14 protein-coding genes are annotated in these 17,000 nt (G+C 70.7%); 8 read left to right on the top strand and 6 right to left on the bottom strand.

The window, feature by feature from the left end; genetic code table 11:
- Nucleotides 1–13: 13 nt before the first annotated feature.
- Nucleotides 14–1,327 carry an MFS transporter gene (locus ACX80J_RS12795; RefSeq protein ID WP_459348030.1) on the top strand — a complete coding sequence of 438 codons (1,314 nt, stop codon included), beginning with the start codon at nt 14–16 and terminating at the stop codon, nt 1,325–1,327.
- An 87-nt stretch (nt 1,328–1,414) separates the two neighbouring features.
- A complete protein-coding gene (locus ACX80J_RS12790; RefSeq protein WP_459343474.1) occupies nt 1,415–1,579 on the top strand; it encodes a hypothetical protein in 165 nt (54 codons plus the stop codon).
- 88 nt (nt 1,580–1,667) lie between these two features.
- Here ACX80J_RS12790 and ACX80J_RS12785 read toward each other — a convergent pair whose 3' ends face one another.
- Both ACX80J_RS12785 and ACX80J_RS12780 read right to left on the bottom strand, forming a co-directional pair.
- The gene (locus ACX80J_RS12785; protein WP_459348029.1) at nt 1,668–2,639 is read right to left on the bottom strand and encodes a serine/threonine-protein kinase; all 972 of its coding nucleotides are present in this window, start codon (nt 2,637–2,639) and stop codon (nt 1,668–1,670) included.
- 135 nt (nt 2,640–2,774) lie between these two features.
- On the bottom strand, nt 2,775–3,572 hold the full coding sequence (locus ACX80J_RS12780) for an alpha/beta fold hydrolase (protein WP_459348028.1): 798 nt from the start codon (nt 3,570–3,572) through the stop codon (nt 2,775–2,777).
- Nucleotides 3,573–3,801: 229 nt separating this feature from the next.
- On the opposite strand from ACX80J_RS12780, the gene ACX80J_RS12775 reads away from it, so the two are divergent.
- The 5 genes from ACX80J_RS12775 (at nt 3,802) to ACX80J_RS12755 (ending at nt 9,625) form a co-directional block, all read left to right on the top strand.
- Entirely contained in the window at nt 3,802–4,548 is a 747-nt protein-coding gene (locus ACX80J_RS12775; protein WP_459348027.1) for an NUDIX hydrolase, read from the top strand.
- Nucleotides 4,549–4,624: 76 nt separating this feature from the next.
- A complete protein-coding gene (gene nadA / locus ACX80J_RS12770; protein WP_459348026.1) occupies nt 4,625–5,905 on the top strand; it encodes a quinolinate synthase NadA in 1,281 nt (426 codons plus the stop codon).
- Between the two features lie 26 nt (nt 5,906–5,931).
- On the top strand, nt 5,932–7,536 hold the full coding sequence (nadB, locus tag ACX80J_RS12765) for an L-aspartate oxidase (RefSeq protein ID WP_459348025.1): 1,605 nt from the start codon (nt 5,932–5,934) through the stop codon (nt 7,534–7,536).
- Nucleotides 7,533–8,456, top strand: coding sequence for a carboxylating nicotinate-nucleotide diphosphorylase (gene nadC, locus ACX80J_RS12760; protein ID WP_459348024.1), 924 nt, complete (start codon nt 7,533–7,535; stop codon nt 8,454–8,456). Before nadB ends, nadC begins: the two co-directional genes overlap by 4 nt.
- Complete coding sequence (locus ACX80J_RS12755; protein WP_459348023.1) at nt 8,453–9,625, top strand: cysteine desulfurase family protein; 1,173 nt, start codon at nt 8,453–8,455, stop codon at nt 9,623–9,625. The genes nadC and ACX80J_RS12755 overlap by 4 nt, the downstream gene beginning before the upstream one ends.
- Nucleotides 9,626–9,638: 13 nt before the next feature.
- On the opposite strand, the gene ACX80J_RS12750 is transcribed toward ACX80J_RS12755, so the two are convergent.
- Nucleotides 9,639–10,559: an oxidoreductase gene (locus ACX80J_RS12750; RefSeq protein WP_459348022.1), complete on the bottom strand. Its 921-nt coding sequence runs from the start codon at nt 10,557–10,559 to the stop codon at nt 9,639–9,641.
- A 122-nt stretch (nt 10,560–10,681) separates the two neighbouring features.
- On the opposite strand from ACX80J_RS12750, the gene ACX80J_RS12745 reads away from it, so the two are divergent.
- A complete protein-coding gene (locus ACX80J_RS12745) occupies nt 10,682–11,485 on the top strand; it encodes a transglutaminase-like domain-containing protein (RefSeq protein ID WP_459348021.1) in 804 nt (267 codons plus the stop codon).
- A 62-nt stretch (nt 11,486–11,547) separates the two neighbouring features.
- Here ACX80J_RS12745 and ACX80J_RS12740 read toward each other — a convergent pair whose 3' ends face one another.
- The 3 genes from ACX80J_RS12740 to ACX80J_RS12730 form a co-directional block, all read right to left on the bottom strand.
- Nucleotides 11,548–12,057 (bottom strand): MarR family winged helix-turn-helix transcriptional regulator, encoded by a 510-nt coding sequence (locus ACX80J_RS12740; RefSeq protein WP_459348020.1) that lies wholly within the window; start codon nt 12,055–12,057, stop codon nt 11,548–11,550.
- A gap of 96 nt (nt 12,058–12,153) precedes the next feature.
- Nucleotides 12,154–15,411, bottom strand: a complete 3,258-nt coding sequence (locus ACX80J_RS12735) for an efflux RND transporter permease subunit (protein ID WP_459348019.1) — start codon at nt 15,409–15,411, stop codon at nt 12,154–12,156.
- 51 nt (nt 15,412–15,462) lie between these two features.
- Entirely contained in the window at nt 15,463–16,956 is a 1,494-nt protein-coding gene (locus tag ACX80J_RS12730; protein WP_459348018.1) for a malate:quinone oxidoreductase, read from the bottom strand.
- Nucleotides 16,957–17,000 lie beyond the last annotated feature (44 nt).

The following is a 17,000-nucleotide window of genomic DNA, read 5'->3' as shown; positions in this document are numbered from 1 at the left end:
ACCCGGAAAGCGCATGTACACGAATCCCGTCCCGGCCCCCCCGGAGTCCTCCCCGTCCCCGAATCCCCCGTCCGGCCGCCCTGAGTGGTCACGCCTCGGCAGGTTCGGGGTCCTCCCGCAGCTCGCGGGCATTTCCTTCCTGGTCATCGGCCTCTTCGCGCGGCTTCCGCTCGCGATGCTCACCGTCGGAGCCCTGACGCTCGTCACCGCAGCGAGCGGTTCCTACGCAGCCGGCGGTTTCGCGGCCGGAGCGGTCGGTCTCGGCTCCGCGCTCGGTGCGCCGCTGCTCGGTTTCCTCGCCGACAAGCGCGGGCAGCGGATCGTGCTGCTCGTCTCGGCGATCCTCAACACCCTCGCCATCGCCGCTCTCCTGCTGGTGACGCTGACGAGTGGACGCTTCACCGGCGGTGCCCTCGCCCTCGTCCTCGCGGCGTCCTTCGGCACGGGCTTCACCTGCCCGCAGATCGGTCCGCTGGCTCGGGTGCGCTGGATGGCGATGACCCGCCGGAGCTCGCGGTCCGCCCTGGACACGGCCCTCTCGTACGAAGGCACGGCCGACGAGCTGACCTTCGTCCTCGGCCCCGCACTGGTCGGCCTGCTGGCCGCCCTGATCGCCCCTTGGCTTCCGCTGGTCCTGGCCGGGGCGTTGACTCTCACCCTCGTCAGCGCGTTCGCCGTCCACAGGACCGTCGCCTTCAGCGATGCGGGATCGACGGCCGCCGAGGCCGGGGACGGGCAGGAGCGCAGCCCGGCGTCGCGGGATCCCCGTCCGGTCCTGGTCCTGCTGCCCGTGGCGGGAATGATCGCCATCGGAACGTTCTTCGGCTCCACGCAGACGTTCCTCACGGCCTTCGCAGGACAGTTCGGCATCGCCGAATCCTCGGGCCTGCTCTACGCCGTCATGGGTCTGAGCTCGGCAGGTGCAGCCCTGTCGGTCGCCTACTGGTCCCGGCGCTTCCGGGACACGGGTCGGTGGATGGCGTCCGCCGCGGGCATGGCAGCGGTCGCCGCGGCGCTCGTCCTGCCCGGTTCGATTCCCGGCATGCTGGCAGTGCTGTTCGTCCTCGGGGTCTTCGTCGGACCCACGATGGTCACCATCTTCTCGATCGGGTCCGCCGTCGCTCCCGGGCACCGGCTGGGCACGGCCATGACGCTCCTCGCAAGCGGGATCGTCGCCGGGACGGCCATCGGTTCGGCTTGTGCCGGCACGCTCGCCGAGGTCTCCGGTGCATCGGGAGCCGCGGTGGTCCCCGCTGCGGCCGCCGTCGTCCTGCTCGTCCTCGGAGCGGTGTCCGCCGTCGCCCTGCAGCGCAGTGACAGGGCCTGACGGTCGCCGACCGGACATCATCAGTCGGCTGTCAATTCCCCTGGACCGAGCATAGGATCAAAGGACATCCGAGATGGAGGAGGGCGCATGAGCACCGAAGGCACCAAGCACGAGGACGCTGATGGCACGTCGCAGGGATTGGGGCCCGACGGCACGATCCCGGTGAGTGACGACGGAGTGGCCGCGGGTGCGATGGACGAGGCGAGCAACTTCGAGCCGGAGGAAGACAGCGACGACGACGGCGGGTCCTAGACAGCGCGGACCCGCAGCAGTCCGGACTATGTCCCGTCGGGTACGTCCCGGCGGGACAGCGCTGTTCGGGCCACCGGCCCGGCGAGCATCAGCTGATGCTGGGGGCGTGATCCGGCGGTTCGGGGATGCGCACGTTGCCCGTGAACACGCCACCGGTGACGATCTCGGTCTCATCGGTACCGGCCGCTGATCCGGTCACCCGCGTCGGGTCCTGGATCACCGGATGCGCATCGAACTGCTCGTCCGCGTAGCTCCGGAGCTGCAGGGCGACGTCATGAGCGTGGGGCCTGCGAGCCGGGTCCCTGGCTGTCATCCGCCGCAGGAGGTCGCTCCAGTCCGGTCCGAGCGAGTCGGGCACGTCCGGATCGCGCAGCAGCCGCGCCAGCGCTGCCTCGACGATCGGGCCGGGGAAGGCCTTCTCGCCGGTCAGGCACTCGAGGAGCACGAGGCCGAGTGAATAGATGTCACTGCGCTCATTCAGCGGATCGCCCTTGGCCTGCTCCGGGCTGAGGTAGTTCGCGGTACCGATCGTCGCTCCGACCGCCGTCGCCATGGTGGCATCCACCATGCGGGCGATGCCGAAGTCCGTCAGTTTCGGATAGAGGCGCGTGCCGTTGTCCCCGCTGTGGAACATGAGGATGTTGGCCGGCTTGACGTCACGATGGACGACACCTTCGGCGTGGATGTAGGCCAGGGCGTCGGCCAGGTCCGCACCCAGCTGGGCGACATCCTCCGCGGGAAGCGCGCCGCGCTTCAGCAGGTGTCGGAGATCCTCCCCGTCCACGAGTTCCATCACCAGGAAGCCCGTGGTCCGGCCTTCCTCGTCCTCGTGGATTCCCGCATCGTGCAGCGTCACGAGGCCGGGGTGGTTCAGGGTGGACAGCAGCATCGTCTCGGTGTGCTGGCGCCGGTAGTTGTCATCGTCCGACGTCGTGGGGTTGAAGATCTTGACCGCGACATCGCGCCCGAGATTCCTGTCCACCGCGCGGTACACCGATGCGGCACCGCCGACCCCGAGGAGCTCGGTGGTCTGATACCGGTCAGCAAGGAGCACATCCATGCGTGTCCTCCCGCTACAGGTTGTGAGTGTCGATCATCACGGAGCCTGATAAGGCTGCTGATCAGTTCCCAGTATAACGTGACGTTCGCAGCGTCCAGCGCCCGCCGCGCGGGGCCGATCCCTACTGGGACCCCGTCAGGCGAGGAACGCGAGCGCGGCCTCCTTGAAGATCCGGGACGTCACCGCGTTCGCATGGGTCCTGCCCGGCAGGGTCGCGATCTCGGCGCCGGGAGCCCAGGCCGCGAGGTCCCGGATGCCCTGCGTGTACTCGTCCTGGTCTCCGGCGACGAGCAGCAGCGGCATCCTGGGTACGGCGCCCTGCGGGTCGAAAGGTTCCGTCTTGATGGCCGAGACCATCGCGAGGAGTGCCGGAAGGTTCGTCTCCGGGCCGGCCTGTGCCATGCGCAGCAGGTCCATGGTGGTCGGGTCACTCGACGCAGGGCCGCCGGCGAGGAAGCGCTCCGCGCCGTCCAGGTCGAAGGCGGCAAGGGGATCGGCCGTGCCCGGCCCGCCGAGCACCATCCGGCGGACGATCTCGGGCTGCGTGGCAGCGAACTCCCAGGCCAGGCGCGACCCGAGGGAGTAGCCGATGATGTCGACGCCGGAGGCCGGGTCGCCGTCGCGGAGAGGAACGACCCGCTCGTCGAACAGTGCCTGGAGGATGTCCGCCCGCATGCGGCTCGGCGCGTAGGCGCCCGCGTCCTCGGGAGCCGCGCTGTCCCCGTGGGCCGGGAGGTCCACCATGATCACGCTCCGGCCGGCGTCGTTGAGGAACCGGACCCAGCCCGAGTCCATCCAGTTGCGGCGGGACGAGGAGCCGAAGCCGTGCAGCAGCAGGATCGGCGGGAGGGGACGGGGCGAGTCCGGGTCGCTGCGCGTGATGGCCAGGTGGGGGTCGACGCCCTCGACCGGATGTACGGCGTGGTGGTCCATGCCCCCATCGTAAGGGCGGCAGAGACATGTGCACCGTTGAACACATCTCCGCCGCGCGGCCTGGACGGCCGACGACTGTGACTTTAGACACTTTTGCCGCAGGCAGCAACCCGGCGTACTCCGCCGGGTTCCTGGAAGGGGCGCGCAGGGCTAGGGCATGGAGCCCCAATGAGTTATAGTCATTTCGACCCTAACAACGGGCCCCTCATTCTTCGGACGGAAGGCCGCCATGTACAGCTCGGCCAACGTCTCGGAGCGCCAGGCGCAGGCACCCTCGCTCGCCATCTCCACGGTCATCTTCGCGCTCCGCACCGACCCGGACACCGGCCGTTCCGAGATCTGGCTCCCCCTGGTGCGGCGCATCCGGCAACCGCACCTCGGAAAGTGGGCACTGCCCGGGGGCCCGCTCGGCGGCCGCGAATCCCTTCAGGACGCAGCCGCCCGGAACCTGCGCGAGACCACGGAGCTCGAGCCGACCTACCTCGAGCAGCTCTACGCCTTCGGGGGGCTCGACCGATCAGCGACGCAGCGCCTCGTGTCGATCGTCTACTGGGCGCTCGTCCGGCCGGAACAGGCCGATCTCGCCCGCGAGTCCGAGAACGTGCGATGGTTCCGGGCCTCCGACGCCGCCGGCCTCGCCTTCGACCACGACGAGATCGTCGCCTACGCCCTCGAGCGGCTCCGCGGCAAGATCGAATACGGCTCGGTGGCCTACCACTTTCTGGGTGCGCGGTTCACGCTCGCGCAGTTGCGGGGCGTCTACGAGGCGGTGCTCGGCCGACACCTCGACCCGGCCAACTTCCGGCGCCAGCTCCGCTCGGCGAGGGACATCGCCGCGACCGACGAGGTGCTCCAGGGCGGCCGCAACCGCCCGCCGCGCCTCTACACGTACACGGGCCCGCACCAGGAAGCTCCTTCGCCCGGCCCCGCCGCCGGGCTCCCCGCGGAGAGGCAGTCCGCCGGTCCGCCGTTATAGCCGTCCCCCCGTTCTCGACCCCCACGACCCGCCTCCGGTGCGAACCCGCGCGCCGGACCCATCCCAGGGAGAAGCCTTGTCCGTTCCCACAGCCATCCAGCTCATCTCACGCGGCGAGGCAGGGGCCCCCGCGGTGGGGACCTGCTCGCCGAACCTCGCGCGCGACCCCTGGGCCTTCGACGCCCTTCCCCTGCCCGACTACGGGCCCGGCGCCTCGATGCACGACGCCGCCCCTCCCACGACCCCCCGCCAGGGCGAACTGCCCGAGGAGTACCGCACGGCTTCCGCGGAGGAACTCGACCGGCGGATCCTCGCAGCCAAGAAGGCACTCGGAGACTCCGTGGTGATCCTTGGCCACTTCTACCAGCGCGACGAGGTCGTGAAGTACGCGGACTTCGTGGGCGACAGCTACCAGCTGGCCCGCGCTGCCACCGAGCGCAGCGCCGCGGAGGCCATCATCTTCTGCGGCGTCCACTTCATGGCGGAGACGGCGGACATGCTCTCCACGCCGGACCAGGCCGTCATCCTCCCCAATCTCGCCGCCGGCTGCTCCATGGCCGACATGGCCGACATCGATTCGGTGTCGGAGTGCTGGGACCAGCTGGCGGAGCTCTTCGGTTCGGAGCCCGACGCCGGCGGCCGGCAGCCCGTCATCCCCGTGACCTACATGAACTCCTCCGCCGCGCTGAAGGGATTCTGCGGTGAGCACGGCGGGATCGTCTGCACGTCCTCGAACGCCGCCGCGGTGCTGGAATGGGCGTTCGAGCGCGGCCAGCGCGTCCTGTTCTTCCCGGACCAGCACCTGGGTCGCAACACGGCCAAGGCCATGGGCGTGCCGCTCGAGCAGATGCCGATGTGGAATCCGCGTAAGGCCTGGGGTGGGACGGACGAGCAGACCCTGCGTGACTCCCGGGTGATCCTGTGGCACGGCTTCTGCTCGGTCCACAAGCGCTTCACCGTCGCGCAGATCGAGAAGGCCCGAGCCGACTTCCCGGATGTGTGCGTGATCGTGCATCCCGAGTGCCCCATGCCCGTGGTCGACGCCGCGGACGAATCCGGGTCCACCGACTACATCCGGAAGGCGATCGCCGCCGCCGCCCCGGGCAGCACCTTCGCGATCGGCACGGAGATCAACATGGTGAACCGGCTCGCCGCCCAGTATCCGGAGCACACCATCTTCTGCCTCGACCCCGTCATCTGCCCGTGTTCGACGATGTACCGCATCCACCCGGGCTACCTCGCCTGGGTGCTCGAAGGGCTCGTCGAGGGCCGGGTGCTCAACCGGATCAGCGTGCCGGACCACGTGGCGGAGCCCGCCCGCGTGGCCCTGAACCGGATGCTCGCGGTCCAGCCGTGACGCCGGCCCGTCCCGTCCCGCAGGACATGCGGGCCGATCGCCCGTCCCGGCGGGTCGTGGTCGTCGGAGCCGGTATCGCCGGGTTGCAGACCGCGCTGGTGCTGCGCCGGCTCGATCCGCGCTGCGACGTGGTCCTGGTGGCCAAGGCCGGCCTCACCGAGAGCAACACGCGGTACGCGCAGGGCGGCATCGCCGCGGTCCTTCCGGACGCAGGGGATGCAGCCGGCGCAGCACGCCCTGGCCCGGGGGCCGACCCGCAGGACTCCGTCGAGGCGCACATCGCCGATACCCTCGCTGCGGGTGCCGGCCTGGCCGACCCGGGTGCGGTCGAGGTCCTCTGCCGGGGCGCGGCCGACGGCATCGACGCCCTGCAGCGGACCGGAGTCGTCTTCGACCGCGCGCCCGGCCGGCCCTCGTCGCCGGCACGCGGGCGCGAGGCCGCCCACTCCGCTGCGCGGATCCTCCACCTGGGGGGCGACGCGACCGGGGCGGGCCTCGTCGACGCACTCGTCGGCGCGGTACACGCCGACGCAGGGATCCGCGTCGTGGAGCACGGCGTCGTGACGCGGATACTGCTCGACGGCGTGGGAAGCGCCACCGGCGTCGAGGTGCTGAAGGACGGTGCCGCGCACCGGATCGGGGCCGACGCCGTCGTGCTGGCGACCGGGGGAGCGGGGCAGCTCTTCGAGCACACCACCAACCCGGAGATCGCCACCGGCGACGGGGTGGCCCTGGCGTGGCGGGCCGGCGCGGCAGTCGCCGACCTCGAGTTCTTCCAGTTCCACCCGACCTCCCTCGACGTCCCCGGGAACCCGCTCATCTCCGAAGCCGTGCGGGGCGAAGGCGCGCGTCTCGTCGATGCCGATGGGCGCCGCTTCATGCCGGACTACCACCCGGACGGCGACCTCGCGCCGCGCGACGTCGTCTCGCGCAGCATCGCCCGCCATCTGGCGCGCCGGCCCTCCGCCGACGTCCGCGACCGGGTCTACCTCGACGCGACGGCGCTCGGCGCTACGTTCCTCGCCCGGCGCTTCCCCTCCCTCACGGACCTCACCGCGCGCTACGGCTACGACTGGTCCACCGTCGTCGTGCCGGTCGTGCCGGCGGCCCACTACTGGATGGGTGGCGTGCGGACCGACACGGACGGACGCACCTCGGTCCCGGGCCTCTTCGCCGTCGGGGAGGTCGCCCGCACCGGCGTGCACGGCGCCAACCGGCTCGCCTCCAACAGCCTCCTCGAGGGCGTCGTGTTCGGCGCGCGATGCGCGGCCGCGATCGTCGACGGGGGACGGGTGCCCGAGTTCGACGCCGAGCAGCTCGATCTCGACGCGGAGGAGACGGGCACGGAGTCCTTCACGCGCAGGGACCTGCAGGCGCTGATGTCCGACCACGCGGGAGTGCTGCGCACGGGCAGCGGCCTCGCCGTCGCCCGCAAGCACCTCGCCTCCTACCGCAGCGACACCGATCCCGGAACGGCGAATCTGCTGCTGTGCGCGCGCCTGCTCGTGCACTCGGCCGCGAACCGGACCGGGTCCTGCGGAGCGCACTACCGCTCCGACCACCCCGAAACCTCTGCCGGCCGGCCCGCCCCGAGCCGGTCCTACGTACGAGCCCCCGAAGGAACGCCATGACTTCCACCACCAGCCGCCCCCGGCGCACCGAAGCGGGCCCGGCGCGACCACCGCAGCACCTCATCGATTCCATCGTCGCCGCAGCCCTCACCGAGGACGCGCCGTGGGGTGACATCACCTGCCAGGCGCTCATCGACCCCGATCTGCGCGCGACGGCGGCCCTGACGGCCCGTGAGCCCGGCGTGCTCTGCGGGACGCCGGCCATCGAGGCGGCCCTGCGGCTCACGGATCCGCGCATCGAGGTTTCCTTCCCGCATGCCGACGGGGCCCGATTCGACGCGGGCGACGTCCTCGCGGAGATCAGCGGACCGGCGGCGGGCATCCTCACGGCGGAGCGGACGGCACTCAACATCACGCAGCGCCTGAGCGGCATCGCCACCATGACGCGCGACTTCGTGGCGGCGGCCGGAACCACCCGCGCCCACATCGTCGACACCCGCAAGACCACCCCGGGCCTCCGGGTCCTCGAGCGCTGGGCCGTCCGCTGCGGTGGGGGCTCGAACCACCGGTCCAGCCTGTCCGATGCCGTGATGGTGAAGGACAACCACCTGGCGCTGCTCGCCGTCGACGGGCCTGCGGCGCTCACCGACGCGCTGCTGGCGGTCCGGTCCCGGCTGCCGCACACCGTGCACGTGGAGGTCGAGGTGGACCGGCTCGATCAGATCGAGCCGGTGCTCGCCGCCGGGGTGGACACCATCATGCTGGACAACTTCTCGCTCGACGACCTCGCGGAGGGTGTGCGTCGTGTCGGCGGGCGCGCGCTCGTCGAGGCCAGCGGCAATGTCCGCCTCGACACGGTAGCGGCCATCGCGGCAACCGGCGTGGACATCATCTCGGCGGGGGCCCTGACGCACAGTGTGCGGTCCCTCGACCTCGGCCTCGACTTCGTGCCCCCGGGCGCCTTCGCGGTGCGGGCATGATCTACCTCGATGCCGCCGCCACGGCGCCGGCGCGGCGGGAGGTCCTGGAGGAGATGTGGCCGCTGCTGACCTCCACCTTCGGGAACCCCTCCAGCCACCACGCCTACGGTGAGGCTGCCGCGGCCGAGTTCTCCCGCGCCCGCTCGCGGATCGCCGCGCTGCTCGGCTGCAGGGCCTCGGAGATCATCTTCACCTCGGGGGGAACCGAGGCCGACAACCTCGCCCTCAAGGGCATCGCGCTGGCCTCGCCGAGGGGACGGCACATCGTCGCCAGTCCGATCGAGCACCCTGCGGTGCTGGAGGCCCTGGCCTACCTCCGGGACTTCCACGGGTTCCGCATCACGAGCCTGCCCGTGTCCGCGACCGGCAGGATCTCACCGGCCGAGCTGGAGGCCGCGCTCGAGGACGGCACGACCCTCTGCACCGTCATGTACGCCAACAACGAGGTGGGGACCGTCCAGGACATCGCCGCGCTGGCGGCAGTCTGCCGGAAGGCCGGCGTCCCGTTCCACACCGACGCCGTGCAGGCGGCGGGGTGGCTGCCCCTCGACGTCGGGGACCTGGGCGTCACGGCGCTCAGCATCTCGGGGCACAAGCTCGGGACGCCGAAGGGTATCGGCCTGCTCTACCTCCGGGCGGGTACGCGCTGCGAACCCGTGCTGCACGGTGGCGGCCAGGAGCGGGGACGCCGGTCCGGCACGGAGAACGTGGCCGGTGCCGTCGGTCTGGCACGCGCGCTGGAACTCGCCCAGGGCGCCCTGCCGGCTGCGGCCGACAGGGCCCGCGCGCTGCGCGACACCTTCACCGACTCCGTCCTGGACGCCGTACCCGGTGCGGTCCTGACCGGTGATGCCGAGCACCGCCTCCCGAACCTCGCCTCGTTCTGCTTCCCCGGAGTCAGCGGCGAGTCCGTGCTCCTGGAACTCGAGCGCCGCGGCGTCGTCTGCTCGAGCGGTTCCGCCTGCGCGGCGGGTTCCTCGGAGCCGTCCACCGTGCTCCGTGCCCTCGGCGTCGACGACGAAACCGCCTACAGCGCCGTGCGGCTGTCCTGGACCTCGGACACGACGAGGGCGGACCTCGAGGAGGCGGCCCGCGCCGTCGTCGCGTCGGTCAGCGCCGTCCGCGCCCTGGGCGCGGCACCCGCCGGTCCGTCCGCGCTGCCCGCGTAGCAGCCGGGCAGGGTCAGCCCACGGGGTTCAGGGCTCCGTAGTCGACGCCCGTCAGCTCGACGCTGCGATTCCACAGCCGCACCGCGATGTCCCGATCGAGGACGCGCGGCACGGGAGCGACGAGCCGCGGAGCGCCGCGGGTCTCCCCGGGGCCCGACGGACCGTAGTAGTCCCCGCCCCGAACCTCCGGTGAGGTCGCCGCGTACAGGGTGGGGAGTGCCCCTGCGGCATCGGACTGGCTCATCAGCTTCACGAACCCGCCGAGCACGTCGAGCATCGCCGGTACCTGCATGCCCGCGGTCAGGTTCGTGTTCGCCAGGCCCGGATGGGCTGCCACCGACGTCAGGTCCCAGCCCGCGGCACGCGCCCGCCGGTCGAGCTCCACCATGAAGTACAGGTTCGCGATCTTGCTCTGCCCGTACGCGCCCCACCGGCGGTAGCCGCGCTCCGACTGGAGGTCGCCGAAATCGATGCGGCCCCGCTTATGCGCGAGGCTGGAGAGCGTGACCACGCGCGCGGACCCGGCGTCGCGCAGGTTCTCCAGCAGCAGGCCGGTCAACGCGAAATGTCCCAGGTGGTTGGTGCCGAACTGCAGTTCGAAGCCGTCGGCCGTCGTCGACCTCGGCGTCGCCATGACCCCTGCATTGTTCACGAGGATGGAGACCGGATCGGTGATCCCGGCGGCGAACGTGCGGACCGACTCGAGGCTCGCCAGGTCGAGGACGCGCAGGACGACCCGGCCGCTGCCTGTCAGGGAGCGTACCTTCTGCTCGGCATCGCGGCCGCGCTGCTCGTTGCGGCAGGCGAGCACCACCTCGGCGCCCTTCCTGGCCAGTCCCACGGCCGTCTGCAAGCCGATGCCGCTGTTCGCGCCGGTGATGACCACGCGCTTGCCTGTCAGATCGCCGATGGCGTCCGCTGAAAAATCGCCCATGGTATTCCTTCCCTGGCGGCGTGTCCTGCCCGGTCGGGGAGTACCCGACCGGCGTCGAGGGTCGCCGCCTTCAACAGCTTAGAGTTGTAGGCGATCCCACCGCCTACCGGAAGCAACGAACCATGCAACGCACCGTCTCCGCCGATCTCAGTGCTACGACGATCGCGGGTACCCAGGTGGTCCTGTCGATCGCCGTCGCAAGCCCTGAGGCGTACCAGGCGGTCGACGAGCACCTGACCGTGCTGGTCGACGGTGAACCGGCGCAGCTCCGCGAACGGCAGGACAGGGACGGGAGCCGGCTGCACCTGCTCAGCACGCCGCGGGCGTCGGCGCTGGAAGTGCGTTACCGGGCGACGGTGACGGGAACCGTCGCACCGACACCAGGGGACGACGTCGACCTGGTGCGGTACGTGCGGCCCAGCCGCTACTGCGAATCGGACAGGATCCTGCCGACGGCGTACGGGGTGCTGCCCACCCTGCAGGGCACCCGGCTCGTCCAGGGCGTGCGGGACTGGGTGGCGGACGAGCTGTCCTACGTGTCGGGTTCGTCCCGCTTCACCGACGGCGCCGTGGACACCCTCCTGGCCCGCAGGGGGGTCTGCCGCGACTACGCCCACCTCGTGATCGCACTGCTGAGGGCTCGGGATGTCCCCGCACGGCTCGCATCCGTCTATGCCCCGGGGCTGAGCCCGATGGACTTCCACGCCGTGGTCGAGGCCTGGGTCGACGGGTCGTGGCACCTGGTGGATGCCACGGGCCTCGCGCCGCGCGCCTCGATGCTGCGCATCGCGACAGGTCGCGACGCAGCCGACACGGCGTTCCTCTCGACGGTCGGCGGGTCGCTGCAGCTGACCGGGCTGTCCGTCACCGCGACGGTCGACGAGCTCCCGCTGGAGCAGACGGCCACGCTGCTCTCCCTGCGCTGACGCAGTCCGGCCACGCCGGTCGACGCCGGCAGGTCGGCACCGGGCGGGTCACGGCAGGCGGGTCACGGCAGGCGGGCGTTGAGCTTATCCGTGAGTGCCTTCAGCTGCTCCAGCTCCGCCGGATCCAGTGCGGGTGCGAGGACCTCGTGGATGCGGTGCACGTGGGCGGAACCGATGCGCCGCTGAACCGCCCTGCCCTCGTCCGTCAGCGCCAGTTCGACACCCCTCTGATCGGACTCCGCGGGTCGCTTCCGGATGAGGTTCTTCGCCTCCAGCCTGTCGACCATGCGGCTCAGGCTGGGCTGGCTGATGAGCAGGGCGTTGTTGAGCTCGTTGAGACGGGTCCAGCCCGTAGGGCACCGGCTCAGGTTGAAGAGGACGTCGTATTCCCCGATGGGCAGCTCGCGGAACACCGGATCCTGCCGGATGCGCCGCATCACCCCCACCTGCGCCCGGAAGAGGGACTCCCATGCCTCCGACACCTCGCGGACGGAGGGAACTGCCGCAGCGTCGCCCTCACCCGATGACGATTGTCCTGTCCGCCCGACGGCGGTCTCTCCGTGGTCAGCCATGGCTGTTTCCGGCCTCCTGCCGGCGCCGCCGGCAAACTCGATGCTTTTGCATCTATTGTACGCCTGGTCCCGGTCCCCGCCGCATCCGAACGGGCGTCAGACGCCCTCGGCCGCCGCCCTGCGCAGCGCGCGCCCTTCGCGGCGGCCCTCGATCAGCCGGTACAGGACGGGGACGAGGATGAGCGTGAGCGCCGTGGACGAGACGAGTCCGCCGATCACCACGACGGCCAGCGGCTGCGAGATGAAGCCGCCCTCGCCTGTCAGGCCGAGGGCCATCGGAGTCAGCGCGAAGACGGTCGCGAGCGCGGTCATGAGGATCGGGCGGAGCCGCTGACGTGCACCCTCGCGGATGGCGTCGGCGACGCGCAGTCCCGGGGAGCCGTCGCGTGGCTGCCGGTACTGGTTGATCAGGTCGATCAGCACGATCGCGTTGGTGACGACGATGCCCACGAGCATCAGCATCCCGATGAGGGAGGGCAGCCCGAGCGGGATCCGCGTGATCAGCAGCAGCGCGATCGCGCCCGTGGCGGCGAAGGGGATTGACACGAGCAGGATCAGGGGCTGCACGAGGCTCTTGAACGTCGCGACCATGATGACGTACACGATCGCGACGGCGGCCCAGAGCGCCAGGAAGAGCTGGTCGAAGGACTCGGCCTGCTGGCTCGAGGCGCCGCCGACGGTCGTGGTCGCCCCGGCGGGCAGGTCGATGCCGGCGAGGCGCTCGTTGACCGCCCCGGTGAGGGTGCCGAGGTCGTCTCCCGACGGCGTGATGGACACCCTGGCCGTCCGCTCTCCGTTGGAGCTCGTCACCGAGAGCGGCACCTCGACTTCCTCGACCGACGCGACGTCCGTCAGCGGAATGGGCCCCCGCGCCGTCGGGATCTGCAGGTCGCGGAGCTGGCCGAGGCTCGTGATCGGGGTGCCTTCGCCGATCAGCACCGGGAGGTCCTCCGCCTCGAAGCGCACCGTGCCCCCTGGTACCGGGCTGATGCTGCCGCCGAGGAGTCCCGCGATCTGGCCCTCACTCAGCCCCGCCGCGACCGCGGCGGCGCGGTCGACGTCGATCTGGACCTGCGGCTGCGCCGCGGACAGGTTGCTGGTCACTTCACCGGCGCCCTCGAGCCCCTGCATCCCGTCGAGCACGGCGCTGTTGGCCTTATCGAGGTCGGCGCTGGCGGGAGCCGTGATGTCGATGTCGATGGTGCTCGAGGTCCCGAAGCCGCCTTGCTGGCTCGACAGGGAGAAGGTGCCGGCGTCCTCGAGTCCCTCGAGATCCTGGCGGACCGACTCCTGCAGTGCCTCCTGGTCGGCGTCCTCGCGCGTGATGACGGTGAAGGTCGCGACGGAGGCGCCCCCGGAGAACCGGGCGGCGAAGGCATTCGCCGGGTTGCCGACCGTGAGCTGGACGTCCCGGACGTCGGGGTTGTCCGCCAGGATCTCCTCCGTCCGGCCGGCGGCTTCCGCGGTCGTCCCGAGGCTGGAACCCTGCGGCAGCGTCTGGGTGATGGAGAAGCTGTTCTGCCCGGACCCGCCGAGCAGGTTCGTGGGGAGGAACGGGATCATCGCCGCCGTACCGCCGAGGACGAGCAGGGCGCTGATGAGCGTGATGACGGGGTGCCGCTGCGTCCCGGCGAGGATCGGGAGGTAGCCACGCTGGAGGAGCGATGGACGCTCGGGCGGGGCGGCTGCCGGGGAACTCCCGCCGGCTGCGTCCGGTGCCGCGGCGGCCGCGTGGCGCGCCTCGTGCCGGCGCGACGACGTCCGCGGCAGGAACCAGTAGGCGAGCACCGGGATGATGGTCAGCGACACGGCGAGCGACGCCAGCAGTGCGATCCCCGTCGTGACGGCGAAGGGCCGGAAAAGCTCCCCGGCAAGCCCGCCGACGAACGCGATCGGGGCGAAGACGGCCACCGTGGTGAGCGTGGAGGCGGTGACGGCGCCGGCCACCTCACGGACCGCCGTCAGGATCGCCTGCCGCTTCTCCTCCCCGTACCCGAGGTGCCGCTTGATGTTCTCGATGACGACGATCGAGTCGTCCACCACGCGCCCGATGGCGATGGTCAGTGCGCCGAGCGTCAGCAGGTTGAGGGAGTAGCCGGCCACGTAGAGCCCGATGAAGGTGACGAGCAGCGACAGGGGGATCGAGATCGCGGTGACCAGCGTCGAGCGGACGGACAGCAGGAAGATGAGGATGATGAGCACGGCGAAGCCGAGTCCGAGGAGGCCCTCCGTGGTGAGGTCGTCGATACTGCGCTCGATGAACGGCGCCTGGTCGAACACCACCGTGATGTCGGCCGCGTTGCCGAGCTCGGCCTCGAGGTCGGGGACGAGATCGACGATCTGCTGCGAGATCTCCACGGTGTCGCCGTCGGGCACCTTGGTCACCGCCAGCGCGAGCGTCTCGATCCCGTTGGTCCGTGCGATCGACGTGGCCTCGTCATCGGCGAGGCTGACGTCGGCGACCTGGCCGATGGTCACGACGGTGCGGGGCGCAGGGGCCGCCGGGGTGCTGGGTGACGGTGCGGCGGGGCTCGCCGGGGTGCGAGGGGACCCCGGGGTACCAAGGCCCGCCGGGGTGTCGGGGGCGGACGTGTCGGGAGCTCCGTCCTCCGAGGAGGGGAGGACGGGGAGTGCCTCGATGTCCTCCAGCGATCCGATCCGGCTGCCCGCCTGGATGGTCAGGGACCGGGGGTCCTCCTCGAGGCTTCCGACAGGGAACAGGGCGCCGTTGTCCTCGAGTGTCCCGGCGAGGTCGCCGACCGTCAGGCCCGCATCCTCCAGGGCGCCGTCCCGGGGCAGGATCGCGACATGCTGGGTCGCGCCGCCGGAGACGTCCGCGGTCCTCACGCCGTCGATCTTCTGCAGGCGCGGAACGGTCAGTCGGGCGAGGTCGCCGTTCAGTTCACTGAGGGACTGGTCCGAGGACACCGCCATGAAGACAATGGGCAGGTCGCTGATGCTGCCGGCGAGGGCCTGGGGTTCGACGTCGTCCGGGAGGCCGGGGCGCACGGTCGAGATCGCCCGGTCCACCTGCGCGCGTGCCCGGTCCAGGTTCGTGCCGTACACGAAGACCAGGCTGACGGTCGAGACCCCGGTCCGTGAGGTGGACGACGACGACTCGAGGCCCTCCACGCCGCTCAGCGCAGCCTCCAGCGGCTCGCTGACCTGCTGGTCGAGGTACTCCGGAGAGGCGCCCGGCACCGTGGAGAGCACCGTGATCTGCGGGAACTCGAGCGACGGGATGAGTTCCTGCTTCAGGGATCCGAGCGTGATGACCCCGAAGACCGAAGCGAAGATCGTGATGAGCGCGATGAGCGCCCTGTTGCCCAGGGAGAGCTGCGCCAGACGGAACAAGGAACCTGCCTTCGGTGCTGGCGGTCGCCCGGCTGGCCGGCTCCGCCGTCGTTACTTGAGTTTGAGGACCCGATCGGTGAGGGACAGCACCTCGGCGGCCAGGGACGGGTTCTCGTTGAGCCGAACGCCGTAGCCCGGGAGCATCTCCTTCAGCTTCGGCTCCCAGTCGGACATCTTGGCGGGGAAGCACCGCTTCAGGAGCTCCACCATGATCGGGGCCGCCGTGGATGCGCCGGGAGAGGCACCGAGCAGCGCACCGACCGAGCCGTCCGACGACGTGATGACCTCGGTGCCGAACTGCAGCACGCCGCCCTTCTTCGGAGCCTTCTTGATGACCTGTACACGCTGCCCGGCCGAGATCAGTTCCCACTTGCCCCCATCGGCCGACGGGAGGAACTCGTTGAGCGACTCGTTCTTGGCATCGCGGTTCTTCAGTACCTCGGTGATGAGGTACTTGGTCAGCGGCATGTTGTCCTTCGCCACCGCGAGCATCGGCACGAGGTTCGACGGCCGGATGGAGCCGGGGAGGTCCAGGTAGGAACCGCGCTTCAAGAACTTGGTGGAGAATCCCGCGTAGGGGCCGAAGAGCAGCGAACGCTCGCCCTTGACGAAGCGCGTGTCCAGGTGGGGCACGGACATCGGGGGAGCGCCCACCGACGCCTGGCCGTACACCTTGGCATTGTGCTGGCTGACCAGCTCGGCGTCGGTACAGCGCAGGAACTGGCCTGACACGGGGAACCCCGCGAAGCCGCGGCCCTCGGGGATCCCGCTGCGCTGCAGGAGGTGCAGGGCTCCGCCGCCCGCGCCGATGAAGACGAACCTCGTGGTCACGGTGGTGGTCTGGCCCGTCGCCCTGTTCTTGACCTTGACGTCCCAGCGGCCGTCGGAGGCGCGCGCGACGTCGAGCACGTCGAAGCCGTAGTGGAGGTCGACGCCGGTTCCCTCGAGGTAGCCGGTGAGCTGGCGCGTCAGGGCGCCGAAATCGACGTCCGTCCCGCCCTCGACACGCGACGCCGCGACGGGCTGGGAGGGGTTCCGGCCCTTCATCACCAGCGGTGCCCAGCCGGCGATGGTGTCGTGGTCCTCGCTGTGCTCCATCGTGTTGAACAGCGGCTGCGGGCTGAGCGCCTCGTAGCGCTTCCGCAGGTAGTCGGCGTTGGCCTGGCCCCAGACGAAGCTCATGTGCGGCACGGGATTGATGAACGTGCGCGGATCGCCGATGTGCCCCTCAGACACCATGTGCGACCAGAACTGGCGCGAGACCTGGAACTGCTCGTTGATCGCGACGGCCTTGGCGGGATCGACGGCCCCGTCCTTGCCGGCGGGAGCGTAGTTCAGTTCACACAGTGCCGCGTGGCCTGTTCCGGCATTGTTCCAGGGGTCGGAACTCTCGAGACCGGCGACGTCGAGCCGCTCGAAGAGTGAGATGTCCCACTCGGGCTGGAGCTGCCGGAGGAAGGCGCCGAGTGTGGCGCTCATGATCCCGCCGCCGATCAGGATGACGTCGGTGGACGTGGCGGGTGTGCCCTGGCTGTTTGTGGTCAACGTGGTCTCCAGTCGCGAGGTTCTAGCAGGGAAAGCCTAGCGTC

The sequence above is a fragment of the Arthrobacter rhamnosi genome (assembly GCF_054510975.1).
The sequence above is the reverse complement of the archived record's forward strand: the minus strand, read 5'-3'. Positions and strand labels throughout refer to the sequence as shown.

Bases quoted from the DNA above. Each gene is read 5' to 3' on its own strand.
- ACX80J_RS12785 (WP_459348029.1), bottom strand. From the start codon at position 2,639: ATGGATGTGCTCCTTGCTGACCGGTATCAGACCACCGAGCTCCTCGGG.
- ACX80J_RS12755 (WP_459348023.1), top strand. From the start codon at position 8,453: ATGATCTACCTCGATGCCGCCGCCACGGCGCCGGCGCGGCGGGAGGTC.
- nadC (WP_459348024.1), top strand. From the start codon at position 7,533: ATGACTTCCACCACCAGCCGCCCCCGGCGCACCGAAGCGGGCCCGGCG.
- ACX80J_RS12780 (WP_459348028.1), bottom strand. From the start codon at position 3,572: ATGGACCACCACGCCGTACATCCGGTCGAGGGCGTCGACCCCCACCTG.
- ACX80J_RS12740 (WP_459348020.1), bottom strand. From the start codon at position 12,057: ATGGCTGACCACGGAGAGACCGCCGTCGGGCGGACAGGACAATCGTCA.
- ACX80J_RS12750 (WP_459348022.1), bottom strand. From the start codon at position 10,559: ATGGGCGATTTTTCAGCGGACGCCATCGGCGATCTGACAGGCAAGCGC.
- ACX80J_RS12795 (WP_459348030.1), top strand. From the start codon at position 14: ATGTACACGAATCCCGTCCCGGCCCCCCCGGAGTCCTCCCCGTCCCCG.
- ACX80J_RS12745 (WP_459348021.1), top strand. From the start codon at position 10,682: ATGCAACGCACCGTCTCCGCCGATCTCAGTGCTACGACGATCGCGGGT.
- ACX80J_RS12790 (WP_459343474.1), top strand. From the start codon at position 1,415: ATGAGCACCGAAGGCACCAAGCACGAGGACGCTGATGGCACGTCGCAG.
- nadB (WP_459348025.1), top strand. From the start codon at position 5,932: ATGCGGGCCGATCGCCCGTCCCGGCGGGTCGTGGTCGTCGGAGCCGGT.
- ACX80J_RS12775 (WP_459348027.1), top strand. From the start codon at position 3,802: ATGTACAGCTCGGCCAACGTCTCGGAGCGCCAGGCGCAGGCACCCTCG.